Raw genomic sequence first — 26,135 nt, 5'->3', positions numbered from 1 at the left:
CGTCGCGGAAGCGGTCGACCACCGCGACGTCGGTGATGCCGCGCGCGGCCAGCCCGGCCACGAGGTTCGACCCGATGAATCCGGCCCCGCCGGTGACGACGATCATGCGCCCGCGACTCCTTGTGCGTCCTGGCGCGGGTTATAGGGTCTGCCCCGCCGCCCCGCAAGGCGTTGACCGGTGCGCGCCGCGGGCGCAGGATGCGGCGCATGAGCGACACCCCACCCCGGAAGTCCCTGCACCTGCGCGCCGACCCGGCCCGGCACCGGGCGATCCGGCACGCCGCCGCCGTGTCCGGACGGACCGTGACCGCCTTCGTGCTCGACAGCGCGTGCGCCGCGGCCTATCAGACGCTCGCGGGGCAGCCGGACTTCGCGATGCAGGACGCGGATTGGGAGCACGTCCTCGGCCTGCTGGGCCGGCCGGCCGCCGACCGCGACCGGCTGGGCATCCTGCTCGGCCGTCCGGTGTGACCGTAGCCCCGTGACGGGATGGCGCCCCGGGCGTTGAATCCGGGCGGCGGCACGCCTTAGTATGATGGAATGGCCCGGCGACGGGCCGAAGACACGGGATCGAATCGATGCAGGTCGACAACAAGCTTCTCGACGATCTGGCCCGCGTGGCCGGCGGTGCGCTCGGCGCGCTGTCCAATCTGCGCGAGGAGGCGGAGGCGCAGATGCGCCAGCAGTTCGAACGCATCCTGTCGCGCATGGACATGGTGTCGCGCGAGGAGTTCGATGCCGTCCGCGCCATGGCCGCCAAGGCCCGCGAGGAACAGGAAACCCTGGCCGAACGCGTCGTCGCGCTGGAGGCCACCGTCGCCACCCTGCTGGCGGAGCACCAGCTGCGCCACGAGGAAGCGGCGCCGAAACGCCGCGCCCCCGGCCACGCGCACGACGCGCCCACCATCCATCCCGGTGGCGCCAAACCCTGACCGTCCGGCCCTCCGGAACCACCCGTAACTTCCGCGGGCGCGCGGACGAATCCTGTTGCGCGCCCGCGGTGCTTTTGGCACGTTGCTTCTTGTAGTAGCCCCCGCGTGTTAATCCACAAGATCTCGGGTCATAGTCCCACACCCTGGGCGCCCGACGTCAGGGGTCCGGTGCCGTCCATCGCGCCTTCAGAGGAGGACGCAGACCATGTCGGCCGTAGCCGTCGAAACCCCCGTGACCATCCGCAATCCCCTCGACGTGGTCGAAGAGATCGTCACCGCCAACGAGTGGCCGTTCGAGCGCGCCGGCGAGGACGAGCTGATCGTCGAGATCGGCGGCCGGTGGTGCGACTACCGCCTGTACTTCGTCTGGCAGCCGGACGTCTGCGCGATGCAGTTCTCCTGCCAGTTCGACATGAAGGTCCAGTCCAACCGCCGCAGCGCCGTGTCCGAGCTGCTGGGCGAGGTGAATTCGCGCCTGTGGCTGGGTCACTTCGACGTGTGCAGCGAGGAGCACACCCCGATGTTCCGCCAGACCACCCTGCTGCGCGGCTCGCGCGGCGCCACGGTGGAGCAGCTGGAGGACCTCGTGGAGATCGCGCTGTCGGAGTGCGAGCGATTCTACCCCGCCTTCCAGTTCGTCATCTGGGGCGGCAAGACCGCGTCGGAGGCGGTGTCCGCCGCCATCCTCGACACCATGGGCGAAGCATAACAACGGGGGCCTGAGCGCGATGGGTGCGACTCTCCTGCTGGTCGGCTGCGGCAAGATGGGCGGCGCGATGCTCGACGGCTGGCTGAAGGCCGGCACGGTGGAGCGCGTCGTGATCGTCGAGCCCGGCGGGATGACGCACGCGCACCCGGCGGTCACCGTCGTCGGCAGCGCGCCGGAGCTGCCGTCCGGCTTCGCGCCCGACGTGGTGGTGCTGGCGGTCAAGCCGCAGGTGATGGACAACGTGGTGCCGGCCTACGCCGGGCTGGCCGGGCCGAAGACGGTCTTCCTCTCGATCGCCGCCGGGAAGACCGTCGATTATTTCCACCGCCACCTCGGCGGTGCCGCCGCCATCGTGCGCGCCATGCCCAACACCCCGGCCGCCATCGGCCGCGGCATCACCGTCGCCGTTCCCAACGACAGCGTCAGCACCGCCCAGCGCGACCTGTGCACGGCGCTGTTGTCCGCGGTCGGCGAGGTCGCCTGGGCCGAGGACGAGTCGCAGATGGATGCGGTCACCGCCGTGTCCGGCAGCGGCCCTGCCTACGTCTTCCTGCTGGCCGAGGCGCTGGCCGCCGCCGGCGAGGCCGCCGGCCTGCCCGCCGACCTGGCGCAGCGTCTGGCCCGCGCTACCGTGTCGGGGGCCGGGGAGCTGCTGCACCAGTCGCCGCAGGCGCCGGCGCAGCTGCGCGAGGCGGTCACCAGCCCTGGCGGCACCACGCGCGCCGCGCTCGACGTGCTGATGGCGCCGGACGGCATGACCGCGCTGATGACCCGCGCCGTGGCGGCGGCCACGAAGCGGTCGAAGGAACTGGCGCAGTAGGCTACCGCCCGAACACCCGCTCGGCGATCAGCGCGCCGACGTCGTCATCGGTGTTCTCGTCGCCGTTCATCATCAGCACCAGCAGCGTGTCGCGCTTCGGGAAGTACCAGAACTCGGCGCGGAATCCGGCGTAGCGGCCGGCATGGCCCCAGCGCGGGCCCCAATCGGACTCCTCGACGACGATGCCGTAGCCGTAGCCCTCGTCGGTGTCCTCGCCGGCGCGGTCGGTGACCATCTCCTTGACCAGATCCGGGAGGAGCAGCGTACCCTGGGCGCGGAACAACGCGTTGGCGAAGCGCTCCAGGTCGGCCGCGGTGGTGGTGACCGGCGCGTCGCCGAGCGGGCTGGCGTAGGCGACGACGCTGGCGTCGGAGCGCACGCCGCGAGCATCCGGGCGGCGGTAGCCGTGCGCCACGCCGGGATCGTTCGGGTCGGCGCCGACCGAGGTGTCCGCCATGCCGGCCGGACGCAGCACCCGCTCCGCCAGCGCCTCGGCGAAGGGCTTCCCGTCGATCCGCTCCAGGATGTGGCCGAGCAGGATGTAGTTGGTGTTCGAGTAGGCGTAGGCTCCGGGTGGCGTCGGCTTGCGGCAGGGAGCGGACTCGATCACCTCCTCCGCCGTCCAGCGCGGGCCGGGGTGGACGGCGGACACCAGAGCGCTGTTGCGCAGGCAGTCCGGCACGCCGGAGCGGTGCGCCAGCAGGTCGGCCAGCGTGGCGCCCTCCAGGTTGGTCAGACGCACCGCCGCAGGGTGGCCGACCAGCGCCGCCGCCGGGTCGCTCAGCGCCGCCCTTCCTTCCTGCACCAGCCGCAGCACCGCCACGGCGGTGAGCATCTTGCCGACCGAGGCGACATGGAAGCGCGTCTGCGCGGTGACCGGCCGCTTGCTGCGCAGGTCGGCGACGCCGGCCACGGCCAGATCACGCCGGTCAGCCGAGGAGACCAGGAGCACGCCGCCGGGCGCGGCGTAGCGCGCCAGCAGCTCCCGCAGGATGGCGTCCGCGTCGGCGCGGGCCGAAACGGGCAGCGTCAAGAAAATGAAGAGAGCGAGGATGCGCGTCATCCCGTCATGAGGCCGGAGGCAACGGCGGGCAGGCAATGGGGGTGCGGTCATAGGACCGTTTGCTGCCCCCTCCCTGGCCCCCGTGTTGCGGTGGAGGGGAGGACGGTAGAGTTCCCTCTCCCGCGCAGCTCTCGCGCAAGCTTCGCTTGCGCTGACGCTCTCGGCGGATCCTCCGGATCTGCCGAGAGCGGAGGAGGGTCAGGGAGGGGGCAAGGAGTCTCAGTACCCGTCCCGCTGGCGCAGCTTGTAGCGTTGCAGCTTGCCGGTCTCGGTGCGCGGCAGCGCCTCGATGAACTCCAGCGCGCGGGGGTACTTGTAGGGCGCAATGCGGGCCTTCACGAAGTCCTGCATCTCGCGCATCAGCTCCGGCCCCGGCCGGAACGGCGGGCGGACCACGACGAAGGCCTTGGGGATGGAGCCGCGCAGGCCGTCCGGCGTGGCGATCACCGCCACCTCGTCCACCGCCGGGTGCTCCATCAGCACCTCCTCGATCTCCAGGCCGGAGATCTTGTAGCCGGAGGAGACGATCAGGTCGTCCATGCGCCCCTGGTACCAGAACACCCCGTCCTCATCGACGCGCACCGCGTCGCCGGTCAGGTTCCAGCCCTCGCGGACGTAGAGCGCCTGCCGCTCGTCGGCGAGGTAGCGGCACCCCGTCGGCCCGCGCACCGCCAGCCGCCCGACCTGCCCCGGCGGCAGCGGCGCCAGATCGTCGTCCACCACCATCACCTCGTAGCCGGGCACCGGGCGGCCGGTGGCGCCGGGGCGGACGGCGCCCGGCTCGGCGTGCAGGAAGGCGTTGAGCATCTCGGTGGTGCCCAGGCTGTCGAGGATCTCCAGCCCGGTGACCGCCTGCCACGCGGTGAAGGTCGCCTCCGGCAGCGGCTCGCCGGCCGAGACGCAGGCGCGCAGGCTGTCGGGAGGCTGCGCCTCCCCCTCCTCGATCAGCGCGGTCATGGCGCGGTAGACGGTGGGAATGGTGAAGCACAGCGTCGGCCGGTGCGCGGCGATGGCGGCGAGCAGCCGCTCCGGCGACGGCCGGTCGAGCAGGACCGCCGACGCACCGGCGCGCAGCGGGAACAGCAGCAGCCCGCCCATGCCGTAGGCGAAGGCGACGGTCGGCGTGCCGCAGAACACGTCGTCCGGCCCGGTGCGCAGCAGCCGCTTCGGCGACAGGTCGGCGACCGCCAGCAGGTCGCGGTGGAAGTGCGCCGTCGCCTTCGGCCGCCCGGTGGTGCCGGAGGTGAAGGCGATCAGCGCGATGTCGTCGGCCGCGGTGTCCACCGCCTCGAACACCGGGTCGAGCCCGGCGATGGCCGCCTCCAGCCCGTCGCTTCCCCCGACGGCCCCGTTGAAGCGCAGCAGGGTTTTCGGCAGCCCGTCGAGTTCGGCGGTGAAGCCGGCGTCGCACAGCGCCAGCCGGACCTCCGCCGCCTCCACCATGTGCGACAGCTCCGCCCGGCGCAGCAGCGGCATGGTCGGCACCGCGATGCCGCCGGCCTTGACCACCGCCAGCCAGCACGCCGCCAGCATCGGCGTGTTCGGCCCGCGCAGCAACACCCGGTTGCCGGGCACCAGCCCGTGCGCCTCCACGAGATGGCGGGCGATGCGGTTCACCGTGTCGTGCAGCCGGCCGTAACTCCAGGCGCCGGTCGGGGCGATCAGGCAGGGGCGGTCCGCATGGCCGCGGGCGATCCAGGCGTCCAGCAGCTCGGCCGTGGCGTTCAGCCGCTCGGGATAGGCGAGCCCGGCCGCGTCCAGCCGCAGATCGGGCCACTGCTCCGGCGGCGGCAGCCGGTCGCGGGCGAAGGTGTCGATGTGGGCGCTGCCGCTCACCGTCCCCCTCCGCGCACCGAGCGCTTCAGCCGGTCCAGCAGCGCCAGCAGGGCCACCACCTCCTCGCGCTCCAGCCCGCCCATCAGGTCGGCCAGCCACGCCTGGTGCGCGTCGGCCATGCCGCGGAAGGCGGCGCGGCCGGAGGGGGTGAGCCGGACGAAATGCGTGCGGCGGTCGTAGGAGGCCGAGGCGCGCACCGCCAGCCCGTCCAGCACCAGCCGGTCGACGATGCCGGTGACGTTGCCGTTGGTGACCATCAGGCGCTTCGACAGCTCGCCCATGGTCAGCCCCTCGGGCGCCTTGTCGAGCAGCGCCATCAGGTCGTAGCGGGCCGGGGTGGTGTCGAAGGTCTCGCGCAGGCGGGTGCGCAGCTTCTGCCCGATCAGGGCGTCGCAAGCCGACAGCCGCAGCCACAGGCGCAGCTCCGGCCGGGCGGCGAGATCCGCCGCCGCCTCGACGTCGGTGGGGCCGTCGCCCTGTCCCTCGGCCGTCTCGTCAATGATGGCGGGGCCGCCAGCCTTCACCAATCCCCCTAAAGCGCTTTCTTGCTTATCGGCGGACACTGTAAGGGGCCGAGGCGCCGCGGAGGCATGCGTTGAACGAATGGTGGCTATCCCAACAACGGGCGCGAGCGCCTTGACCCATTAATAACTGATCAGCTATATAACCGTATGGCTATCAATTCGTCCCTCGACCTCAAGTTCGCCGCCCTTGCCGACCCGACCCGGCGCGCCATCCTGCAGCGTCTGGCCAAGGGCGAAGCGACGGTGTCCGAACTGCGCAAGCCGTTCCAGATCAGCCAGCCGGCCATCTCCAAGCACCTGAAGGTGCTGGAGAACGCCGGCCTGATCGAGAGCGGCCAGGACGCCCAGTCCCGTCCCCGCCGCCTCAACGTCGCGGCGCTGAACGAGACGGTGGATTGGGTCGACGGCGTGCGGACCCTGTGGAACGAGAGCTTCGACCGCCTCGACGACTTTCTGAAAACGATCCAGCAAACATCGAAGGAAGGGTGAGACCATGTCCCAGGAGGCTTCGGGGGCCGCCGGCCCCGTGTTCTCGATCTCGCGCGTCTTCGCCGCCCCGCGGCCGCTGGTGTGGCGGGCATGGACCGACCCGGCGATGCTGGCGCGGTGGTTCGGCCCGAAGGGCTGCACCGCCGCCATCCTGACCATGGACCTGCGCCCCGGCGGCTACCAGCACGCGCGCATGGAGATGCCCGGTGGGCTCGTGATCTGGGGCAAGTACGTGTACCGCGCGGTCGAGGAGCCGTCGCGGCTGGTCTGGGAGCACTCCTTCGCCGACGCGCACGGCAACGTGGTCCCCTCCCCCTTCGGCGGCGCATGGCCGCTGCGCCTGCTGTCGACAGTGACGTTCGAGGACCTCGGCGCGCAGGGAACGAAGATCACCGTCACCTGGGTTCCGATGGACGCCGCGGAGGAGGAGCGCACGGCGTTCGAGGACGGCAAGCCGTCGATGACCGGCGGCTGGACCGGCAGCTTCGAGCAGCTCGACGCGTTCCTGGCGGGCGTGACGGCGGCGTAGGCGCGCTCAGTCCGTTCCCAGGTACTGGTCGATCTCGGCCTGCTCCATGACGTGGGCGGTGCCGTGGATGATGCCGTTGGCGACCTGGATGATGCGGTGGATGATCTCCACCGACTGCCGGCAGTCCTCGCGCAGCCGGTCCGGGTCGCCACCGTGCACGTCGTTGCCGATGCGCTCCAGCGTGCGGCCCACCACCTGCGTCATCTGGGCGATGGTGTCCTCGAAGGGCTTGCGGAACTTGGGCGGCACATGCTCGTACGCCTCGATGGCCAGGGCCTTGTCGGAGAAGCCGCTGTCGCGGAAATGCTCCTGGTAGGTCTTCGGCTGCCAGAGGCGGCATTCCTCCAGCATGTCCGGCATGTCCGGCACCATCTCGATCAGCATCACGATCTCGTTGAAGTGATTGAGATAGTCGGTCGCCAACAGCGTCTTGTCGGAGATGTTGGTGCCGCGCACCTTCTCCCGCCACACCTCGAGATCGGCAAGCTCCGCCGGCGTCAGGCCGTCGGTGACCCGGGAATCGGTCGTCTGCTCGTCCATCGGCGGTCGGATTCCGGGGTTGGGGCGGGGCCGGCCTCTCATTACCGGGCGGGGACCGCAGGTGCAAGCACCGCGGGCAGCGCCCCCTGGGAAAAGAAAGGGCCGCCGGCAGCGTCCGTGCGACGGTGCGGCCGGCGGCCTCGAGGAACTGGCGGTTCAGGGAGGAATCACACCATTGCCGTCAGAAACAGACGACCCCGACCATTGTTCCGAAATTGCGTGCAGAACGAAAAATGCGCCGGCTCCGGAGATGTCCGGGGCCGGCGCACCACAGTTGGAACACTCGCCTCGCCCAAATCGGGCGAGCACCATCCTAAATTGAGAGGTCTTAGGCAATGGTTAAGCCGGACAACCATTGCGGCGGTCCGGTCACCGGGGCGCTGCAAGACCATCTCCAGGCCGGGCGTCCTTCGGCTTACTCCTTTTCGGTAAAAGCGGGAGTTACTTTGGAATTCCCTCGGGAAAAGCCGCGCCTAATGCGATAGGCCCGTTCCAATTCGGGAACCAAGCGCCGACATTTACTGCGACCGGAGGAACGGCGACGCTGCCGTTGCCGTGGCATCGCGATGAGGGACGGGGAAGGCATTATGGTGGAACGCACCCGCGAGTTGATGGCGCATCTGCCGTATCTGCGCCGTTACGCGCGCGCCCTGACGGGATCGCCGGCGCGCGGCGACACCCTGGTGACGCGCGCGCTCGAGCAGGTCCTGGACGACGGCGCCGGCCTGCCCGAAGGCGGCATCGCGCTGCGGCTGGCGCTGTACGCGCGGCTCAACGCCCTCGCCGACGAAGGGCAAGGCGGCCCCGGAGGCATCGAGCGCGGCTCGGCACACCCGGTGGAAGCGGCCCTCAACACGTTGGACGAGTCCGACCGCCGGCTCTACCTGCTGGTCAACCTGGAGGACGTGACGCTGGCCGACGCCGCCGACACGCTGGGTCTGGCGCCGGAGCGGGCGGTAGAGCGCCTGAACCACAGCCGCGAAGTGGTGCGCAACCACCTGACCGCGGTGATCCTGATCGTCGAGGACGACGCCATCATCGCCTTCGACCTGGCCGAGACGGTGCGCGGCATGGGCCACATCGTCTGCGGCAACGCCACCACCATGGACGAGGCGCTGGCGCTGGCGGCCGAGCACACGCCGACGCTGGCGTTGATGGACATCCGCCTCGCCGAGGGCGACAACGGCATCGAGGTGGCGCGCGAGCTGCGCCGGCAGCGCTTCCTGCCGGTGATCTTCGTCACCGCCTTCCCGGACGAGCTGGCCAAGCGCGGCCTGGAGCACCTGGGCCCGGTGATCCCCAAGCCCTTCACCCGCGACCAGATCGAGCAGGCGATCACCCGCGCGGTGTTCACCCCCGCCCCGGAAGAGGCCAAGGTGGCGGCACCGCCGGCGACCTGACGCGACGCCTTACTTGAACACCACCGTCCGGTTGCCGTTGATCAGCACCCGGTGCTCGACGTGGTACTTCACGGCGCGGGCCAGCACGACGTTCTCGATGTCGCGGCCCATCGCCACGAAGTCGTCGGGCGTCATGGTGTGGTCGACGCGCTCCACTTCCTGCTCGATGATCGGGCCCTCGTCGAGGCCGGACGTCACGTAGTGCGCCGTGGCGCCGATCAGCTTGACGCCGCGCGTGTAGGCCTGGTGGTACGGCTTGGCGCCGCGGAAGCTGGGCAGGAACGAGTGGTGGATGTTGATGGCGCGGCCGGACAGCTTCTCGCACAGCTCCGGCGACAGCACCTGCATGTAGCGGGCGAGCACGACGAGGTCGATGTTCTCCTGCTCGACGATCTCCCACAGCCGGGCTTCCTGCTGCGCCTTGGTCTCGGGCGTCACCGGCATGTGGTGGAACGGCACGTCGTGCCACGCCGCCAGCTGGTAGAAGTCGCGGTGGTTGGAGACGATGGCCGGGATCTCGATCGGCAGGTAGCCGATGCGGTAGCGGTACAGCAGGTCGTTCAGGCAGTGCCCGAACTTCGACACCATGATCAGCACGCGCTGGCGGCGGGTGGCGTCGTGCAGCTTCCACGTCATGCGGAAGGGATCGGCCACGACCTCCTGGAACGCCTTCGACAGGTCGGCGTGGCTCGGCCCCTTGCGGCCGGCCGCGAAGTGGACGCGCAGGAAGAACAGACCGCTGCCGCGGTCGCCGAACTGCGCGCTGTCGATGATGTTGCAGTTCCGCTCGGCCAGGAAGCCGGACACCGCGAAGACGATGCCGACCGTGTCGGGGCACGAGATGGTCAGGATGTATTCGGAACCGGTCTGGGACATGCGGAAAACCACGGGCTGGCTGGGGTGATGGGGCACCTCCCCTAGCACGATTGCCCGCCGGATGCACCCGGCAAGGTGCGGGGGACAGCCTCCCCGAAAAAACAAAGCCCCTTCCCCGGGCCCACCGGGAAAGGGGCGGATGCCCAGCCATCGAGGATGTCGGCCTCAGGCTTCGGGGAAGTGTTCCAGCTCCCGGCGCAGGTTGCTCACCTGGGCACGCAAAGCGACGAGACGGCCGACGTCGGGCGCCGGACGGCGCTCCTCCTCCACCAGCTGATCCTCGACCTCGCGCTGTTCCTGCCGGATGATGTTGAACAAGGCTTTCCTCAACATCGATGCCTCCGCGCTGCCAGTTCTTAAAATTTTAATCCGAATCGATTCATTCTTCAAGCGACCGTTCGGACGGCTCGGCGTCTACGGTCGACTTTGCCCCGATACGTCATGACAACGCTAGTTAACCTTGCGAAGTAGTTTGGCGGCGCTTGACAACACTTTTGCGCATGCGCATTGGTTAATGGCCGCAGGGCCGCCAGCGGAGACGTGGCCGGATCCACGGGTGTCGAACGCGACGCAACGTCGCACGGAACAGGGTTCGCATGAACAGAAGGCTTCTCCTCAACCTGTTGTGGTCGGTGCCGCTGGCCGGCGGCTTCGCCCGGACGGCGCTCGCGGTGCCGGCGCTGCCGGCGCGGCGGGCGGGCGTGCCGGTGGTGGTGCTCGACCCCGGCCACGGCGGCGTCGACCCCGGCGCCATCGGCCTGCACGGCACGCGGGAAAAGGACGTCACCCTCGACATCGCGCGCGAGATGGCGCAGCGCCTGGCGCGCGAGCATCAGGTCAAGGTGGTGCTGACCCGCGAGGCGGACCGCTTCCTGGCCATCGACGAGCGGGTCGAGATCGGGCGCGAGGCGCAGGCCGACCTGTTCGTCTCCATCCACGCCGACAGCGCGCCCACGAAGGAGGCGCGCGGCCTGTCCGCCTACACGCTGTCGGCCAAGGCGACGGACGGCTTCGCCGGCGCGCTGGCCAGCCGCGAGAACCGCGCCGACGCGGTGGCGGGGGTGGACTTGAAGGGGGCTAAGCCGGAGGTGCGCGCCATCCTCATGGACCTCGCCACCCGGCACACCGCCAAGGCGTCGCTGGTCGCCCGGCAATCCATCGTCAAGGGCGCCGGGCGCGAGCTGCGGCTGCTCGACAACCCGATGCGCGCCGCCAACTTCGCCGTGCTGAAGGCGCCGGACGTGCCGTCGGTGCTGGTCGAGACCGGCTTCCTGTCCAACCCCGAGGACGAGCAGGCGCTGCGCACCGCCGACGCCCGGCGCACCGTCGCCCGGGTGCTGGCGCGCGAACTGGCCGCCGTGCTGGCTCGCGCGCCGTTCGTCTGAGCGGGCCTTCCCCCTCCCCATCTCTCCCCCGCTCTCGGCGGATCCGCCGGATCCGCCGAGAGCGGGGGAGGGTTAGGGCGGGGGCTCCTTGATTTCACCCCCTCGTCTTCGCAAGTGCAGCATCCCTGCATCACCTGGGAACAAAGACCAAGATGAGCGAAAAAACCCGTTGCAATCCGACATCAGGCGTGACTTTTTCGCACCGCTCGCCCAGCGGTGCGGCGGGTGGACGGAGGTCGGTCGTGTCGGGCTTGGCGCGCCTGTGGGCGGTGGTCGGGTTGGCCGTTGTGGCGGTCGGCGGGACGGCGTGCGTGCCCCTGGTCATCGGTGCCGGCGGCACCGCCGCGGTCGCCGCGCACGAGAAGCGCGGCATCCGCGGCTTCGCCAGCGACACCGCCATCACCGCGCAGATCAACGAGCTGTGGTTGCAGCATTCCATCGACCTCTACCAGCGGCTGAGCACGCGGGTGAACGAGGGCCGCGTGCTGCTGACCGGCCGTGCCGCCGACGCCCAGCAGCGCCTGGACGCCGTGCGCCTCGTCTGGCAGGCCACCGGCGTCAAGGAGGTCATCAACGAGATCCAGGTCGACAACGACTCGGGCATCGTCGATTCCGCCAAGGACACCTGGATCAACACGCAACTGCGCACGCGCCTCACTTTTGATGGTGCAGTCGCGGGCCGCAATTACAACATCGATACCGTGAACGGCGTTGTCTATCTGATGGGATGGGCCGAGAGCCAGGCCGAGCTGGACCGCGTCATCGGCCATGCCCGCGCCATCCCGAACGTGCAGCGCATCGTCAGCTACGTCCAAGTCCAGCAGTAGAGCCGTAGAGAAGAGGCATCCCGCACCGCCATGGTCCTCGCCCTCGCCCCGAGCCGCTTCGCCGCCTTCCTCACGGCCCTGGTCCTGGCCGTGGCGGCGCTTGCCGGCGCGGCGGGCGCCCGCGCTGCGGAAGGGCGGGGGCAGGACGCCAACAGCCCGGCCAACCGCTTGTTCGTGCAGGCCATGCAGCTGGTCAAGCAGGCCGACAACACCTTCGACACGGCGGAGGAGAGCCGCTTCCTCAAGGAAGCCGACCGGCTGCTGAACGAGATCGTCGCCAAGTACCCGGACAGCGCGCTGGCCGTGCAGCTGGTCACCAACCAGTTCGTCGGCGACTTCGACTTCTACGAGTTCCGCGGCCGCATCAAGGCGCTGGTCTGCAATGAACCGCTGAGCAGCCTGTGCTTCCTGCACCGCATCGGCGAGCTGCTGCCGCCGGTCGAGACGCCGATCACGGCGGCACGCTGGGACTGGCTGTCGCTGGCGGTGGCCTACCAGCAACTGGGCGACCCGGCCCGCGCCAAGGAGATCGTCTCCCCCTTCGTCAGCGCGGTGCGCCGCGGCAAGGCGGCCGACAGCTCGGGCCAGGACCTGTTCGTCGCCCGCGCGCTCGCCCTGATGGGCCAGGCGCCGCTGGCGCTCGACATCACCCGGCAGATCACCGACTGCGGCACCCGCATCTACAACCTGGGCGACATCGGCAAGGCGGCGGCGTGGCGCGGCGACGCGGCGCAGGCGGCGGCGCTGGCCGAGGAGGCCAAGCAGTACGCCGCCTCGCGCGGCTGCTCGTGGGAGCTGGGGATCGTCGTGCAGGCGCTGCTGCGCGCCGGCAAGGAGGCGGAGGCCCGCACCCTGTTCCTCAACACGGTGGAGACGCAGTTCTCCAAGTTCCGCGAGGCCAAGGAGCTGAAGGGCGACTGCTGCCCGCCCGAGCTGGCGGTGGCCGCCGCCGACCTGGGCGACCCCAACCTGGCGCTGGGCATGCTGCGCAACGTGCAGGACGAGAACCCCTGGACCATCCCGGCGGTGCTCGGCCGGCTGGCGCGGCGCGGCGACGCCTCGGCGGCGCTCGCCTACGCCGAGCAGGTGCAGGACATCGACGTGCGCGGCGAGGCCCTGGCCGAGCTGATCGACGCCAGCGTCAAGCGCAACGAACGCGCCGCCGCCGAGCAGCTGATGCGCCGCCTGAACAAGCTGGTCGAGGACAGCAACGGCAAGCGGCCGGGGTTGCTGGCGCAGCGCGCCAAGGCGGAGAAGGTGCTGTACGGCGAGGACCGCTGGCGGATCACCTTCCAGCAGGCGATCACGGCGGCCGAACGGGCCAGCAACTTCGTCCGCCGCGACATCGGCGCGCCGCTGCTGGCGACCCTGGTGCGCATCGAGACCGGCCTGCCGATGCTGGACTAAGTTCCCTCTTCCCGGGACGGGAGAGGGTTTATCCCTTCTGAACCCCACGCCCTCCTCTTGCACCGCGGCGGGCGTGCCCCCCCTCCCCTACACTCGGCCCCGCACATCGGTGAGCCATCGGTCGAGGGGTCCGCATGTCCGTCACCACGCTTCACACTCCGTCTCCCAGGGCGTCCAAGGGTCTGGTCTTCGAGATCGGGCGCAAGCTCAACAACTGGGGCTCGCGGACCGAACCGGAGGAGCGGTTCGCCTGGAAGCAGCTGGAAGGCTGCGAGCGCGTGCTCGACGTCGCCTGCGGCATCGGCACCTTCATGCGGATGCGCCCCGCGGGGACCGTGGGCATCGACATCAACGAGTCCAGCGTCGAGCACTGCCGCGCCCTGGGCCTCGACGCGCGGCTGGGCGACGCGCTGAACCTGGATTTCGAGGACAACTCCTTCGACGGCGTCCATTCCGCGCACGTCATGCACGCCTTCAGCGCCGGACAGGGCACCCGCTACCTGTCGGAGCTGATCCGCGTGACCCGGCCGGGCGGGACCATCGTCGTCTCCAACCTGTGCGACACGGCGCAGATCTTCGGCTACCCGGAGGTCGCCCGGCCCTACACGCCGGAGGCGCTGTTCCGCATGTTCCACGCGGCGTCCAGCCCGCGCTCCAACGTCGGCACGGAGATCGCCGGCGTGCGCTTCAAGGCCATGCACTTCCGCCGCCCGCCGCTGATCCGCTGCCGCTTCGTGCGGTCGGAGAAGCTCTGGCACGCCGCGGGGGTGCTGAACTCGCTGCAGTACGGGTGCTTCCTGCGCAAGTTCTGGACCTTCGAGGGCTACACCATGGCGGTCACCAAGGCGGAGGGCTGAGTCGTACGGCCGGCGCATGGACGCTTCCATGAGCGGCCGGCCGTATGCCCCTCCCGCACATTGCTGCGCAATGTGCTGCCGGGTTTGAGCCGAAGGCGCTTGATGGGAGCCATCAAGCGCCTTTGGCATCACAGCACCTGCTTCGGCAGCGACATCAGCTCGCCGCGGATCTTGGCGAGGCTGGGGCGGTTGTGCGGGCCGAAGGGCACGGGGCGGCACAGGTGCATGGAGGTGAGGCCGATGCGCGCGGTCAGCAGCCCGTTGATCACCCCCTGCCCCACCCGCGTCGACAGCGCCGCCACCAGCGAACCGCCGAGCGCCTCGACCGCGACGTGGTGCGCGCTCTCGGTCACCCCGGCGACCGCGAGGTTGGCGAGCATCCGGCGCAGCAGCCGCAGCGAGCCGACGTAGCCCGGCCGCGCCCCGTACAGCCCGGCGACGGTGCGCACCAACTTCAGGTTGCGCCACAGCACCACGGCGAGGTCGACCACCGCCGCCGGGCTCAGCGCGGTGACGATGGCGGTGTCGCGGGCCGCCAGCAGCACCGTCTGGTAGGCGCGGCGGTCAAGCTCCGACAGCACCTCGCGGTCGATCAGCCGCACCACCTCCGCGTCGTCGTGCGCGTCGGTGACGAAGTCCTTCATGCGGGCGAGCGCCGGCTCCAGGTCCGGCCGGTCGGCGTACAGGCGGCCGAGCGCTCCGGCGAAGCGGTCGCCCTCCCCTTGTTCCGCATTCACCAACAGCGTGCCCGCCTCGCCGCGCAGCTGGTCGATGCGGCGCAGGCGGCGCAGGCTGCGCAGTTCCTTGACCAGCATCGCCAGCGCCGAGACGCCGGCCACGCCGACCAGCGCCGCCACCAGCGTGCCGAGCGCCAGGCTGGTGGCGAACGACCGCTGCAGCAGGTCGGCGGTGTCGAAGCCCAGCGCCACCAGCACCAGCGCCGCCAGCGCGCCGAACAGCCAGCGCCCGACGCCCGGACGCTTGCCCTCGGCAAGCAGCGCCGGCAGGCGTTCGGCGGCGGAGCCGGGAGGGGCGTCCTCCTCCGCGGGGACCGGGGCGGCGTGCGCCGGGTCGATCTCCATGGGGGGGACCCATTGGTTCTCTTTAGGGGCACGATCCTTGGTGGGGCGGTCGGTCATGGGATGCTCCCGGCGGGAGTGCCTGTACGCCCCCCCACCCAACCCTCCCCCACTTCGCGGGGGAGGGCTTTCGTCTCAATGCGGCGGAGTTCCCTCCCCCGTCGAAGATGGGGGAGGGTCAGGGTGGGGGTCCGGGGCCGGCGCTTCGCCGCGCTCATGCCAGATAGTCCCCCAGCAGGAACTGCAACGCTTGGTCCAGGCGGATGTGCGGCAGGCCGCGCCCGTCCGCGCCGGCGTCCGGCGGCGGCTTGAAGGGCATGAACTGGTAGGGACGCAGGAAGACGTCCCGCATGTCCGGGATGTCGCCGGGGTAGAGCACCGTCTCGCGGTCGCGGCCGACCGGCGTACCGCGCACGCAGCGCAGCTGCTGGCCCTCGTGCTCGGCCATCACCGTCTCGGTGGACTTCAGCGCGGCGATGGCCATGGTCTCCACCGTCGCGCCCTCGAAGCGGACGGCGCGCCGCGCGTCGGCGACGAGGTCGTCCAGCAGGCGGCGCAGGTTGGGGTGCTGGCTCGACGCGATGTGGTCGGCCTTGGTGGCGGCGAACAGCACGCGGTCGATCTTGGTGCCGAACAGCCAGTCCAGCCACCCGGACGAGCCGTGCCGGAACGGCTCCAGGCTCAGCTCCAGCGACCGCTTCATGTCGGCCACCGCATCGGGGCCGGCGTTCAGCGCGCCCAGCACGTCGATCAGCACGATCTGCCGGTCGAGCCGGGCGAAATGCTCGGCGAAGAAGCGGCGGACGACCACGGTCTTGTAGGCGTCGTACCGCTCCTCCATCAGCTCCCACAGCGTGCCGCGGCCGCGCGGGGATCCCGGCAGCGGGCAGAAGGTGAGCAGCGGCGCGTTCTCGAAATCGCCGGGCTCGATGAAGCGGCCGGGCTGGATGAGGCTGAGGCCGTCGGCGTTGCGGCAGGCGTGCAGGTAATCGGTGAACAGCCGCGCGCCGGTGCGCGCCAGCTCCTCCTCCGCCCGGCCGGCCGGGTCGATGGTGCCCAGCCAGGCCCGCCAGTCGGCCGACAGCGCGGCCCGCGGCGCGCGCTCGGCCAAGTCCAGCGTCAGGGTGCTCCACGCGGCGAAGGACTGGTTGAGCAGCGGCAGGTCCATCAGCCACTCGCCGGGGTAATCGACGATGTCGAGGTTGAGGATCGCCGTCGGCTGCATGACGCGCTTGATCGCCGAGGTGGTGCGGTAGCGCATGGCGAGGCGCAGCTGGCTGATGCCGCGCGTCGGTTCCGGCCAGCGCGGATCCGGGCCGGACAGCGACTTCAGGTGCTCCTCGTACTGGAAGCGCGGCACGTCGGGGTCGGGCTGCGGCTGCAGGCGGGCGGCCTGCAGGCGACCGGTGGAGACCACGTCGAGGAACGGCAGCCGGCCGGCACGCAGCAGGTTGTCCACCACCGCGGTGGTGAACACCGTCTTGCCGGCGCGGCGCAGGCCGGTGACCCCGAGGCGGACGCTGCTTTCCACCAGCACACGCCCGGCGACGCCGCCGGCCCGTTCGACGAGGCGGGAGCCGACGCTGGTCAGATCATCGAGGTTGGGCAGGCGCACGGGGCGGACTCGCGGCAGGGTTGGTCCCCGCACATATGGGGGCCACGTCTCAGCTGTCGAGGTTGCCGAAGCTGTGGAAGTTGAGGAGGCCCGGCGCCTTGTCGATGATCTCCTCGAGGATCAGCGAGGCGGTCTCCAGGTCGCGGTTCAGCTCAGCGCCCAGTTTGCCGGCGTAATTGGGGCGGTTCAGCTTCTCGTGCGCGTCGTGCAGGCTGCGCAGCTCGGCCATGAAGATCTCGCGCGCACCCATCGGCAGGATCGGGTTGGCCGACAGCACGAAGAAGAAGCGCATGCTGGCCCGCACCAGCAGCGCCAGCATCACCATGTCGAGCCGCTCGAACTGCTCGCGCAGGTCGTCGGAGCGCGCGTCCTTGAGGTTGCGCAGGCGCTGCTCGATCAGGATAACCAGCGCCTGGAACTCGCCGACCTTGTCGCGGAACTCGCGGTAGGCGCCGAAGCTGTGCTTGCTGGCCTCGTGCTCGGCGATCTTCGCCAGCTTGGACGCCTCGCGGCACTGGCGCTCCAGCGCGCTCAGCAGCTGCTTGACCTCTTCGCGAGTGTACTGACGCTTCATGGCTGCCTGAGCAGATAACCGAGGGAACGACGCCCGGCCCTATAGCACGCCTGGACGGGAAGGTCACCGTGGCGTGTGGTCCCGAACGTTCCATTGATTCCGAAAGCCGCGCCGCCGGGGCAAGAGTTCACACGGATTGCCCTCGGGATCAGTGATCCGCCGCCACCGTCTGCCCCGGCTTGCGCACCAGGGGCATGAACAGCAGCGCGGTCAGGAACACGCCGGCCATCACCAGGAACAGGTCGTTGAAGGTCAGCACCATGGCCTCGCGCTGCACCATGTTGGCGAGCATCTTGGCCGCCGCGGCGCTGGGGTCCGCCACGAGCCCGTCGAAGCGGGCGGCAAGGCCGTCCAGCGTGTCCTGCACCAGCGGGCGCGCCGGGTTCAGGTTGTCGCCCAGGCGGTTCAGGTGCAGCGCCGCGCGGTCGATCATCACCGTGTTGATGGCGGCGAGGCCGATGGCGCCGCCCAGGTTGCGCATCAGGTTGTAGAGGCCCGACGCGTTCTTCAGCTGCGCCGGCGGAAGGGTGCCCAGCGCCAGGGTGTTGATCGGGATGAAGCACAGCATCAGCGACATGCCGCGCACCGCCTGGGGCACGAACAGCTCCCAGAACGAGGCGTCGGAGGTGAGGCCGGAATTCAGCCAGACGCCGGTGCCGAACAGCGTCAGCCCCATCGCCAGCATGATGCGCAGGTCCAGCTTCTTCGACAGGATGCCGGCGACCGGCGCCGACATGAACTGGAACATGCCGGTGACGAACATGATCTCGCCGATCTGCAGGCTGTTCAGCCCGCGCACCCGCGCCAGGAACAGCGGCGTGATGTAGACCGCGCCGTAGAGGCCGATGCCGATGATGAAGCTGTACAGCGAGCCGATGGCGAAGTTGCGGTCGCGGAAGGCGCGCAGCTCGACGATGGGGTTCTTGTAGGTCAGCACCCGCCAGAAGAAGCCGACGCCGGCCGCCACCGCGACCACGGCCAGGATGGCGATGGCCCCGTCGTCGAACCAGTCGTTGCGCGGGCCTTCCTCGACCACGTACTCGACGCTGCCGAGGAACAGCGCCATCAGCCCGAGGCCCAGCAGGTCGAAGCCCTTGAGCAGCGAGCGGTCGCCCTTGTCGAAGTCGACCAGGTTCCACACCAGCGTGGTCACGATCAGGCCCGGCACGACGTTGATGAGGAACAGCCAATGCCAGGAGAAGGTCTGCGTCAGGTAGCCGCCGAGCGTCGGGCCCAGCGTCGGCGCCATGGTGGCGACGAGGCCGATGACCACCGACACGCCCGCCCGCTTCTCCGCCGGGAACAGCGCGAAGCTGGCGGCGAACACGGTGGGGATCATGGCGCCGCCGATGAAGCCCTGCAGCGCCCGCCACAGCACCATGGTCTCGATGCCCGAGGTGAAGGCGCAGGCCACCGAGGTCAGCGTGAAGCCGGCCGCCGACAGCGTGAACAGCACGCGGGTGGACAGAATGCGTGACAGCATGCCCGACAGCGGGATCATCACGACCTCCGCGATCAGGTAGGAGGTCTGCACCCAGCTGATCTCGTCGGCGCTCGCCGACAGGCCGGCCTGGATCTCGCTGAGCGAGGAGGAGACGATCTGGATGTCGAGGATCGCCATGAACATGCCGACGACCATCGCCAGGAACCCCAGCTTGTCGCGCCCGGAGAGGGCGCGCTGGGGATGAGAGGCCGCCGCGTCCCGGCCGCTGGGGAGCGGGGGGCTCGGCCGGGACGCGGGGCTCTCGCCGCCGTGCGGCCCATGTTGGGGGGCGGGGCCGCGGGCGGATTCCGGAATGGTGGTGGCGGTCATGGGGAGACCTCGGGTTTTCCAGTGCTTTCCTGACACCCGCGCGTCTCTTGACCGTCATCCCCGCGAAGGCGGGGATCCAGGCTCCTTGCCGGAGCGCCGCCTCGCGGGACTCTCTGGATCCCCGCCTTCGCGGGGATGACGGAAAAGGAAGCGGCCGGGCCGGCCGGGAGAGCTTCTTACTTCTCCGCCACCGCCTTCGACGGCGTGGCGGTACCGAACACGGAGCCGGCCATGTGCGGGCGGTCGTCGTGGCCGCGGGTGTCCACCTCGGCGACCACCGACAGGCCGGGGCGCAGCAGGCCCGACAGCTCGGTGTCCTTGGGGAGCGCGATGCGCACCGGCACGCGCTGCACCACCTTGGTGAAGTTACCGGTGGCGTTCTCCGGCGGCAGCAGGCTGAACTTGGAGCCGGACGCCGGGGCGAAGCTCTCCACCGTGCCGGTCAGCGCCTTGCCGGGGAAGGCGTCCACCTTCACCTGCACCTTCTGCCCCGGCCGCATGTCGGCGAGCTGCGTCTCCTTGAAGTTCGCCACCACGTAGACGTCGGGCAGCGGCACCAGCGAGAGCAGCTGCACGCCCGGCCGGGCGTACTGGCCGACCTGGACGCCGCGGTTGCCGACCACGCCGTCCACACCGGCGCGCACCACCGTGTTGTCGAGGTCGTTGCGCGCGGCTTCAAGCGCGGCGGAGGTCTGCTCCATGTGCGCCTTGATCTCGGCGCCCGCGGCCTCCAGCACGGCGATCTGGTCGCGCTCGGCGGCGAGGGCGGCGCGGGACTTCAGCACGGCGGCGTCGGCCTTGCGCAGGTCCGCCTCGGCGGTGTCGAGCGCCTGGCGCGAGGTCCAGTTGTCGGACGCCAGCGAGCGGGTGCGGTTGAACGCCTGGGCGGCGCGCTGGCGCTCGGCCTCGGCCGAGGCCAGCTCGGCCTCGGCGCGGGCGATCTGCGTGCGCTGCCAGACCAGCTTCTGCTCGTTGCTGCCCAGCGCCGCCTTCTGCGCCGACACGTTGGCTTCGGCCTCGGCGACCTTGGCGCGGTAATCGCGGTCGTCCAGCACCACCAGCACGTCGCCCGCGGCCACCTGCTGGTTCTCCGCCACCCGCACGTCGCGCACGTAGCCGGCCACCTTCGGGCTGACCACGCTGATGTCGGACTGCACGTAGGCGTTGTCGGTCGATTCGACGAAGCGCCCTTCTGTCCACCAGTGCCAGCCGCCGTACCCGGCGCCGGACAGCGCGATCACAGCGACTCCCGACAGAATGAGCTTCCGAACGCCCTTCGCCATGGTTATCTAACCCCTGCGGTGCGGTCTCGCCGGCCCTGTCGCGGGGCCGAACTGAACCGTTCAGTTTTGTCTTGTCGGAAAATGGCGCAGTGCATATCTGTTGTCAAGGGTGAACTGAACGGTTTAGTACTAGCAATGTCCGTACGGTTTTCGAAGACGCGGGAGGACGGAATGGCGGGTGTGGTGGCGCCGAGCCCGGAGGCGGGCTCCAAGCCGGCGCAGATCCTGGAGGCGGCGGGCAAGCTGTTCCTGGAGAACGGCTACGGCGCCGTCAGCATGGACAACGTGGCGAAGACCGCCAACGTGTCCAAGGCGACGCTGTACGCGCATTTCCGCAGCAAGGACGAGCTGTTCGCCGCCATGGTGGCGTGCGAATGCCGCGACCAGATGGGCGCGCTGTCCTGCGACGAGGTGAGCCGGATGGAGGTGGCCGACGCGCTGCGGCTGGTCGCCCGGCGCTTCATGAAACTGGTGCTGTCCGGCAAGGCCCTGGCCGCCTACCGGGTGGTGGTGGCCGAGGCGCACCGCTTCCCCGAACTGGCGCGCGCCTTCTATGAATCCGGCCCCGCCCGCTCGCACGAGCAGCTGGCCGCCTACCTGCGCGAGGCGGACCGCCGCGGCGCGCTGCGCATCCCCGACGCCGACCTCGCGGCCGAGCAGTTCTTCGGCCTGCTGAAGGCGCACATCCACACGCGCTTCATCCTGTGCATCGAGAACACCATCTCGGAAGCCGAGCTGGAGCGCTTCATCGAAGCGGCGGTGAACCTGTTCACCAAGGGCTACGCGGCGGCGCCGTAATAGAGCATGGCGGTGTGCCGCGCCTCGGCGAAGAACAGCCAGCGCTCGACCAGCACGCCGACGGCGGCGCTCGGCACCGCCAGCACCGCCAGGGCCGGCAGCGCCAGCCCCGCGAGGCTGAGCAGCAGCGGCAGCGCGAACAGCGCGGCGTGGGCGATGCGGCGCAGCTTGGCGGCGTGCGCGCGGGCGACCTGATAGCCCAGCTCGCGCATCAGGAAGTTCTCCTCGGTGTGCGGCTTCTCCAGCAGGTGAACGGGGCCGAGCCGGTCCAGGCCGGTGGCGCTGCCCACGCCGTGGCGCGGGGCCTGCGCGTCGATGGCGCGCCAGTACGCCGCCTTGACCAGCCATCCGGCCGCCGCCAGCGCCGTGGCGACCCCGCCCAGCCCGCGCCAGCCGCCGCCCCACAAGCCTTGCAGGGCGGCGAGCAGCAGCGCGCCGGTCATCAGCGCCAGCACGAGGTACACGGGCGGTACCCAGCGGCTGTTCCATTGCCGGACGGCGCGCAGGCTGGCGTAGATCATCGACGTGGCGTGGACGGTCGCCAGCGCCAGAAGCGCGCCGGTCACGCCCAGCGCGGCCACCAGCCCGCCCGGCGCCTCCAGCAGCACCGCCAGCCCGAACAGCCCGGCCGGGACGTAGGTCGCGAGCGCCAGGACGCCCTCCCGCGACAGCCACGACGACCGCCACTGGCTCACCGCCCGCCAAGCCCGCTCCGGGTGCGTCAGGTGGAGGGTGGAGGACAGCAGGCCGCCCGTAATGAGCGCCAGGGCGAGAGCAAGGGCCGTCAGGGCGAACCACGCGCCGGGGGGCAGCAGGCCAAACGGGGTGAGGACGCCCAGCAGCGCCAGCAGGCCGTAGCCGGCGCCGGACGCGGTGGTGAAGAAGATGACGGAGTAGGCGGGGTGCATGGAGCCTCGTCGGCGAAGTCAGCGGGGGCCGGCAGCGTGTTCGCGTCCGGCCCCCACCCCAGCCCTCCCCCACTTCGCGGGGGAGGGGGCAATTCCTCCCCCCGCGCAGTGGGGGGAGATTAGGAGGGGGGCCCAGCGCAGCAACGCCACCGCCATCACCGCGTCAGCATCTTATCGACCCAGCGCAGGAAGCGCCCACCGCCGTGGTCCACCTTGGGCAGTTCCGCGCCCTCGGCGCGCTGGCCGGGGCGCGGCGGCAGGTAGGTTCCCGTGGGATTCTGGCCGAGGTCCTCCATCACCCGGAAGCCGCCGCGCTCCCGGCTGAGCTTCGACACCGACGATTCCGGATCGTTGAAGTCGCCGAAATGCCGGGCCTTGCTCGGGCAGGCCAGGACGCAGGCGGGCTGGCGCTCCTCCGGCTTCAGGTGTTCGTTGTAGATGCGGTCGATGCACAGCGTGCACTTCTTCATGGTGCCGTCGACCTCGTCCAGCTCGCGCACGCCGTAGGGGCAGGCCCAGGCGCACAGCTTGCAGCCGATGCACTTGTCGTAATCGACCAAGACGATCCCGTCCTCGGCGCGCTTGAACGAGGCGCCGGTCGGGCAGACGGTGACGCACTGCGGCGTCTCGCAGTGGAAGCAGTTCTTCGGGAAGTGCACGGTGCGCCCGGCCTCCCCCTCCCCCGCCTCGTAGCCGAAGACGCGGTTGGCCCAGGCGCCGCGCTGGCCGGCCTGATAGGCGTTGACGTCGCCCAAGGGCGCCGGGTCGCCGCCGGCGTTCCATTCCTTGCAGCTGGTCACGCAGGCGTGGCAGCCGACGCAGGTGTCCAGGTCGATGGCGAGCGCCAGCCGCTTCGGCCCGCGGGTCTCCGGCAGGCTGGTCATAGGCGATCCCTCACGCGCGGCGCCGCCGGCAGGCCGGGAGCACGCGGGATGGCGGCGAATTGCGGCTCGGCGACCGAGGCGTCGGCCACCTTCTCGATCCGCACCCGCAGGTCGAACCATGCCGCCTGGCCCGTGACCGGGTCGGCGTTGGACAGCTCCTCGCCCGGCAGGCGCTCGGAGATCAGGTGGTTGAGCAGGAAGCCCTCGGCGGCCTCCGGCGCGTCGGGAGCGAGGTTCCAGGCGCCCGAGCGCTTGCCGATGGCGTTCCAGGTCCACACCGTGTCGGGGTTGACGCCGTCCATCAGCTTGACGCGCACGGTGATGGCGCCGTGGTGGCTGGTGACGCGCACCCAGTCGCCATCCGCCAGCCCCATCCGCCGCCCGGTGGCGGTGTTCACGTACAGATGGTTCCTGCCGAGGATCTGCCGCAGCCACGCGTTCTGCGAGTGCCAGGAATGGTACATGATCATCGGCCGCTGCGTCAGCGCGTGCAGCGGGAACTCCCGCTCGTCCACCCGCGCGCCCTCGAAGGGCGGGTACCAGACCGGCAGCGGGTCGAACGCAGTGCGCACCCGCTCGCGCAGAGCGTCGGGCGGCTGCACCGGGCCATGCCCCTCGGCGGCGAGCCGGAACTTCTGCAACGGTTCCGACCAGATCTGCATGACCATCGGCTTGGGCTCGGCGACGAAGCCCATGTGGATGGCGAAGTCCAAATAGTCGCGGTTGGCGAACTTGTAGAACTGCTGGCCGGGCTCCAGCTCGTGGCTCCAGAAGCCGCCGTTGGCGATATAGGCCTGGAGCTGGTCCGGGTTCGGCGCGCCGCGGCCGACGCAGTCCGCCTTCGGCCCGCGCCAACCCGCCAGCGGACCGATGCCCGGCGAGCGCTCGTGGTTGACGATGTAGTCGGCGTAGTCCCGGTACCTGGGCGCTCCGTCCTCGGTCACCATGCCGGGCAGGCCGAGCCGGGCGCCGAGGTCGAGCAGCACCGTCTGGAAGGCGCGCACGTCGCGGTCGGGCTCGACCACCGGCTGGCGGATGGCGTCGGCCGGTCCCTCCGCCGAGCAGATCGGCCGGTCGAGCAGCGAGATGCAGTCCCAGCGCTCCAGGTAGGTGGTGTCCGGCAGCACGAGGTCGCTGTACGCCACCATCTCCGAGAAGAAGGCGTCGGAGTAGATGATGCGCGGGATCTTGTAGGCACCGGCCTCGTCGGTGTCGGTCAGCATCGCCATGGTGCCGGCCGTGTTCATCGACGAGTTCCAGCTCATGTTCGCCATGTAGAGGAACAGCGTGTCGATGGGGTACGGGTCGCCCTTCCAGGCGTTGGCGATCACCATGTGCATGGCGCCGTGCGCGGCCAGCGGCGCCTCCCAGCTGTACGCCTTGTCGATGCGGATGGGGGTGCCGTCATCCTCCAGCAGCAGGTCCTCCGGCCCGGCGGTGAAGCCCAGGGGCATGCCGGCCAGGGGCTTGCCGGGCGCGCTGTTGCGGCCGGCCGGCTTGAGGCCGGGCGGGATCGGCTTGGGGAACGGCGGACGGATGCGGAAGGCGCCGGGGCAGTCCACCGCGCCCAGCAGCAGTTGCAGCAGGTGGATGGCGCGGCAGGTGTGGAAGCCGTTGGAGTGCGCCGAGATCCCGCGCATGGCGTGCATCGCCACCGGCCGCCCGGTGGTCACGGCGTGCCGCCGCCCGGCCCAGTCGGTCCACGGGATGTCCAGCGCGATGGCCTCGTCGAAGGCGGCGTGCGCCAGCTCGGCGGCGAGGCGGCGGATGGTCGCCGCCGGCACGCCGCAGCGCTCAGCCACCGCGTCGGGGCTGTACGCCGCGTCCATGTAGCGCTCGGCGAGCAGCTGGAACGCCGGCACGGCGGTGCGGCCGTCGGGCAAGGCGACCTCGCCCACCAGGGCCGGCGCCACGTCCGGCAGCGTGGCGTCCACCAGCACGCCCTTGCCCAGGTCGTGGCACAGCGGGTTGCCGTAGGCGTCGCGGGCGAACAGCCCGTCGTCGGCAGCGCCGGGGTCGCGGATCACCAGCCACGGCGCGTTGGTGTAGCGGACGAGGTATTCCAGGTCGATGCGGTCGGCGTCCAGCAGCTCGTGGATCAGCGCCATCACCAGCAGGCCGTCGGTGCCCGGCCGGATGCCGATCCACTCGTCCGCCACCGCGGAATAGCCGGTGCGGATCGGGTTGACCGACACCACCTTGGCGCCGCGCGCCTTCAGCTTGCCCAGCCCCGTCTTGATGGGGTTGCTGTCGTGGTCCTCGGCGACGCCGAACATGAGAAGGTATTTGGTGCGCTCCCAGTCCGGCTCGCCGAACTCCCAGAACGAGCCGCCCACCGTGTAGAGCCCGGCCGCCGCCATGTTGACCGAGCAGAAGCCGCCGTGCGCCGCGAAGTTGGGCGTGCCGAACTGCGCCGCCCACCAGCCGGTCAATGACTGGCTCTGGTCGCGCCCGGTGAAGAAGGCGAGCTTCTTCGGGTCGGTGCGGCGGACGTCGCCCAGCCATTGCGCGGCGAGGTCCATCGCCTCGTCCCACTCGATCTCGACGAAATCGGCGGAGCCGCGCGGACCGACGCGCTTCAGCGGCTTGCGCAGACGGGCCGGCGAGGTGTGGTTCATGATCCCGGCCGCGCCCTTGCCGCAGATCACGCCCTTGTTCACGGGGTGGTCGGGATTGCCCTCGATGTAGCGGACGCGCCCGTCCTTCAGGTGCACGCGGATGCCGCACCGGCAGGCGCACATGTAGCAGGTGGTGTGCTTGACCGCGTCGCCGACGGGCCGCGACAGCGCCGGATCCGGGCTGCCGGACACCCTCTCTCCCTGGATCATTATTTTCTCTACTTTGTATATAGGCAATTATACCCGTCCGCTGCGCCGGTGGTCAATCGCCACATTAAACGAAGAATTTTTGCAATTTCTTCATATCAACACCAATGATAGCGTTGATTGAGAAATGTACCACATCGAACAACCGCACAGGAGACGCGG

General features: G+C 70.3%; 27 protein-coding genes. 12 read left to right on the top strand and 15 right to left on the bottom strand.

The features are described 5' to 3' along the window. On the bottom strand, positions 1–106 hold a 106-nt coding region (locus tag ACRWK7_RS33300; protein ID WP_431857454.1), incomplete at its 3' end, for an NAD-dependent epimerase/dehydratase family protein. A gap of 101 nt (positions 107–207) precedes the next feature. On the opposite strand from ACRWK7_RS33300, the gene ACRWK7_RS33295 reads away from it, so the two are divergent. From ACRWK7_RS33295 to proC, 4 genes are all read left to right on the top strand, one after another. Then, on the top strand, positions 208–471 hold the full coding sequence (locus ACRWK7_RS33295; RefSeq protein WP_431861857.1) for a DUF1778 domain-containing protein: 264 nt from the start codon (positions 208–210) through the stop codon (positions 469–471). Between the two features lie 107 nt (positions 472–578). Further along, positions 579–932 (top strand): accessory factor UbiK family protein, encoded by a 354-nt coding sequence (locus tag ACRWK7_RS33290; protein WP_431861855.1) that lies wholly within the window; start codon positions 579–581, stop codon positions 930–932. A 205-nt stretch (positions 933–1,137) separates the two neighbouring features. Then, a complete protein-coding gene (locus tag ACRWK7_RS33285; RefSeq protein ID WP_431861853.1) occupies positions 1,138–1,641 on the top strand; it encodes a YbjN domain-containing protein in 504 nt (167 codons plus the stop codon). Positions 1,642–1,660: 19 nt separating this feature from the next. Then, on the top strand, positions 1,661–2,461 hold the full coding sequence (proC, locus tag ACRWK7_RS33280) for a pyrroline-5-carboxylate reductase (protein WP_431861851.1): 801 nt from the start codon (positions 1,661–1,663) through the stop codon (positions 2,459–2,461). Between the two features lies 1 nt (position 2,462). Here proC and ACRWK7_RS33275 read toward each other — a convergent pair whose 3' ends face one another. From ACRWK7_RS33275 to ACRWK7_RS33265, 3 genes are all read right to left on the bottom strand, one after another. Beyond that, entirely contained in the window at positions 2,463–3,524 is a 1,062-nt protein-coding gene (locus tag ACRWK7_RS33275) for a serine hydrolase domain-containing protein (RefSeq protein WP_431861849.1), read from the bottom strand. A 219-nt stretch (positions 3,525–3,743) separates the two neighbouring features. Next, positions 3,744–5,360 carry an AMP-binding protein gene (locus ACRWK7_RS33270; protein WP_431861847.1) on the bottom strand — a complete coding sequence of 539 codons (1,617 nt, stop codon included), beginning with the start codon at positions 5,358–5,360 and terminating at the stop codon, positions 3,744–3,746. Then, the gene (locus ACRWK7_RS33265; RefSeq protein WP_431861846.1) at positions 5,357–5,884 is read right to left on the bottom strand and encodes a MarR family winged helix-turn-helix transcriptional regulator; all 528 of its coding nucleotides are present in this window, start codon (positions 5,882–5,884) and stop codon (positions 5,357–5,359) included. Before ACRWK7_RS33265 ends, ACRWK7_RS33270 begins: the two co-directional genes overlap by 4 nt. Positions 5,885–6,031: 147 nt before the next feature. Between ACRWK7_RS33265 and ACRWK7_RS33260 the strand changes: the two genes are divergently transcribed. Together ACRWK7_RS33260 and ACRWK7_RS33255 are read left to right on the top strand one after the other, a co-directional pair. Further along, positions 6,032–6,373: an ArsR/SmtB family transcription factor gene (locus ACRWK7_RS33260; RefSeq protein WP_431861844.1), complete on the top strand. Its 342-nt coding sequence runs from the start codon at positions 6,032–6,034 to the stop codon at positions 6,371–6,373. 4 nt (positions 6,374–6,377) lie between these two features. Continuing rightward, a complete protein-coding gene (locus ACRWK7_RS33255) occupies positions 6,378–6,902 on the top strand; it encodes an SRPBCC family protein (protein ID WP_431861842.1) in 525 nt (174 codons plus the stop codon). Between the two features lie 6 nt (positions 6,903–6,908). On the opposite strand, the gene ACRWK7_RS33250 is transcribed toward ACRWK7_RS33255, so the two are convergent. Then, a complete protein-coding gene (locus ACRWK7_RS33250) occupies positions 6,909–7,442 on the bottom strand; it encodes a hypothetical protein (protein ID WP_431861841.1) in 534 nt (177 codons plus the stop codon). 587 nt (positions 7,443–8,029) lie between these two features. On the opposite strand from ACRWK7_RS33250, the gene ACRWK7_RS33245 reads away from it, so the two are divergent. Further along, positions 8,030–8,842 carry a PhyR family response regulator anti-anti-sigma factor gene (locus ACRWK7_RS33245; RefSeq protein ID WP_431861839.1) on the top strand — a complete coding sequence of 271 codons (813 nt, stop codon included), beginning with the start codon at positions 8,030–8,032 and terminating at the stop codon, positions 8,840–8,842. A gap of 9 nt (positions 8,843–8,851) precedes the next feature. Here the strand turns inward: ACRWK7_RS33245 and purU are convergent, their stop codons facing one another. Then, positions 8,852–9,718 (bottom strand): formyltetrahydrofolate deformylase, encoded by an 867-nt coding sequence (gene purU, locus ACRWK7_RS33240; RefSeq protein WP_431861837.1) that lies wholly within the window; start codon positions 9,716–9,718, stop codon positions 8,852–8,854. A 165-nt stretch (positions 9,719–9,883) separates the two neighbouring features. After that, positions 9,884–10,036, bottom strand: a complete 153-nt coding sequence (locus tag ACRWK7_RS33235) for a hypothetical protein (RefSeq protein ID WP_431861835.1) — start codon at positions 10,034–10,036, stop codon at positions 9,884–9,886. 278 nt (positions 10,037–10,314) lie between these two features. Here ACRWK7_RS33235 and ACRWK7_RS33230 point away from each other — a divergent pair, with 278 nt between their 5' ends. The 4 genes from ACRWK7_RS33230 to ACRWK7_RS33215 all read left to right on the top strand — a co-directional run bounded on the left by ACRWK7_RS33230 (position 10,315) and on the right by ACRWK7_RS33215 (position 14,194). Beyond that, complete coding sequence (locus tag ACRWK7_RS33230) at positions 10,315–11,103, top strand: N-acetylmuramoyl-L-alanine amidase family protein (protein ID WP_431861833.1); 789 nt, start codon at positions 10,315–10,317, stop codon at positions 11,101–11,103. A gap of 242 nt (positions 11,104–11,345) precedes the next feature. Further along, positions 11,346–11,930: a BON domain-containing protein gene (locus ACRWK7_RS33225; protein WP_431861831.1), complete on the top strand. Its 585-nt coding sequence runs from the start codon at positions 11,346–11,348 to the stop codon at positions 11,928–11,930. A 30-nt stretch (positions 11,931–11,960) separates the two neighbouring features. Beyond that, positions 11,961–13,337, top strand: a complete 1,377-nt coding sequence (locus tag ACRWK7_RS33220; protein ID WP_431861829.1) for a hypothetical protein — start codon at positions 11,961–11,963, stop codon at positions 13,335–13,337. Positions 13,338–13,471: 134 nt separating this feature from the next. Next, entirely contained in the window at positions 13,472–14,194 is a 723-nt protein-coding gene (locus tag ACRWK7_RS33215; RefSeq protein ID WP_431861827.1) for a class I SAM-dependent methyltransferase, read from the top strand. 128 nt (positions 14,195–14,322) lie between these two features. Here ACRWK7_RS33215 and ACRWK7_RS33210 read toward each other — a convergent pair whose 3' ends face one another. From ACRWK7_RS33210 to ACRWK7_RS33190, 5 genes are all read right to left on the bottom strand, one after another. After that, positions 14,323–15,333 carry a YcjF family protein gene (locus tag ACRWK7_RS33210; protein ID WP_431861825.1) on the bottom strand — a complete coding sequence of 337 codons (1,011 nt, stop codon included), beginning with the start codon at positions 15,331–15,333 and terminating at the stop codon, positions 14,323–14,325. Positions 15,334–15,487: 154 nt separating this feature from the next. Continuing rightward, entirely contained in the window at positions 15,488–16,888 is a 1,401-nt protein-coding gene (locus ACRWK7_RS33205; RefSeq protein WP_431861823.1) for a YcjX family protein, read from the bottom strand. Between the two features lie 49 nt (positions 16,889–16,937). After that, positions 16,938–17,462 carry a hypothetical protein gene (locus ACRWK7_RS33200; protein WP_431861821.1) on the bottom strand — a complete coding sequence of 175 codons (525 nt, stop codon included), beginning with the start codon at positions 17,460–17,462 and terminating at the stop codon, positions 16,938–16,940. Between the two features lie 148 nt (positions 17,463–17,610). Continuing rightward, complete coding sequence (locus tag ACRWK7_RS33195) at positions 17,611–19,101, bottom strand: DHA2 family efflux MFS transporter permease subunit (protein WP_431861859.1); 1,491 nt, start codon at positions 19,099–19,101, stop codon at positions 17,611–17,613. A 350-nt stretch (positions 19,102–19,451) separates the two neighbouring features. After that, complete coding sequence (locus ACRWK7_RS33190; RefSeq protein ID WP_431861819.1) at positions 19,452–20,558, bottom strand: HlyD family secretion protein; 1,107 nt, start codon at positions 20,556–20,558, stop codon at positions 19,452–19,454. 171 nt (positions 20,559–20,729) lie between these two features. Here ACRWK7_RS33190 and ACRWK7_RS33185 point away from each other — a divergent pair, with 171 nt between their 5' ends. Further along, positions 20,730–21,356: a TetR/AcrR family transcriptional regulator gene (locus ACRWK7_RS33185; protein ID WP_431861817.1), complete on the top strand. Its 627-nt coding sequence runs from the start codon at positions 20,730–20,732 to the stop codon at positions 21,354–21,356. Here the strand turns inward: ACRWK7_RS33185 and ACRWK7_RS33180 are convergent. From ACRWK7_RS33180 to ACRWK7_RS33170, 3 genes are all read right to left on the bottom strand, one after another. After that, positions 21,338–22,264, bottom strand: coding sequence for a dimethyl sulfoxide reductase anchor subunit family protein (locus tag ACRWK7_RS33180; RefSeq protein WP_431861815.1), 927 nt, complete (start codon positions 22,262–22,264; stop codon positions 21,338–21,340). The two genes, ACRWK7_RS33185 and ACRWK7_RS33180, sit on opposite strands and share 19 nt — an antisense overlap. A gap of 155 nt (positions 22,265–22,419) precedes the next feature. Then, positions 22,420–23,148 carry a 4Fe-4S dicluster domain-containing protein gene (locus tag ACRWK7_RS33175; RefSeq protein ID WP_431861813.1) on the bottom strand — a complete coding sequence of 243 codons (729 nt, stop codon included), beginning with the start codon at positions 23,146–23,148 and terminating at the stop codon, positions 22,420–22,422. Then, the gene (locus tag ACRWK7_RS33170) at positions 23,145–25,958 is read right to left on the bottom strand and encodes a molybdopterin oxidoreductase family protein (protein WP_431861811.1); all 2,814 of its coding nucleotides are present in this window, start codon (positions 25,956–25,958) and stop codon (positions 23,145–23,147) included. The genes ACRWK7_RS33175 and ACRWK7_RS33170 overlap by 4 nt, the downstream gene beginning before the upstream one ends. Positions 25,959–26,135: the final 177 nt, after the last annotated feature.

Source organism: Azospirillum sp. (assembly GCF_050789165.1).
This window is presented reverse-complemented; position numbering and strand designations above follow the sequence as displayed.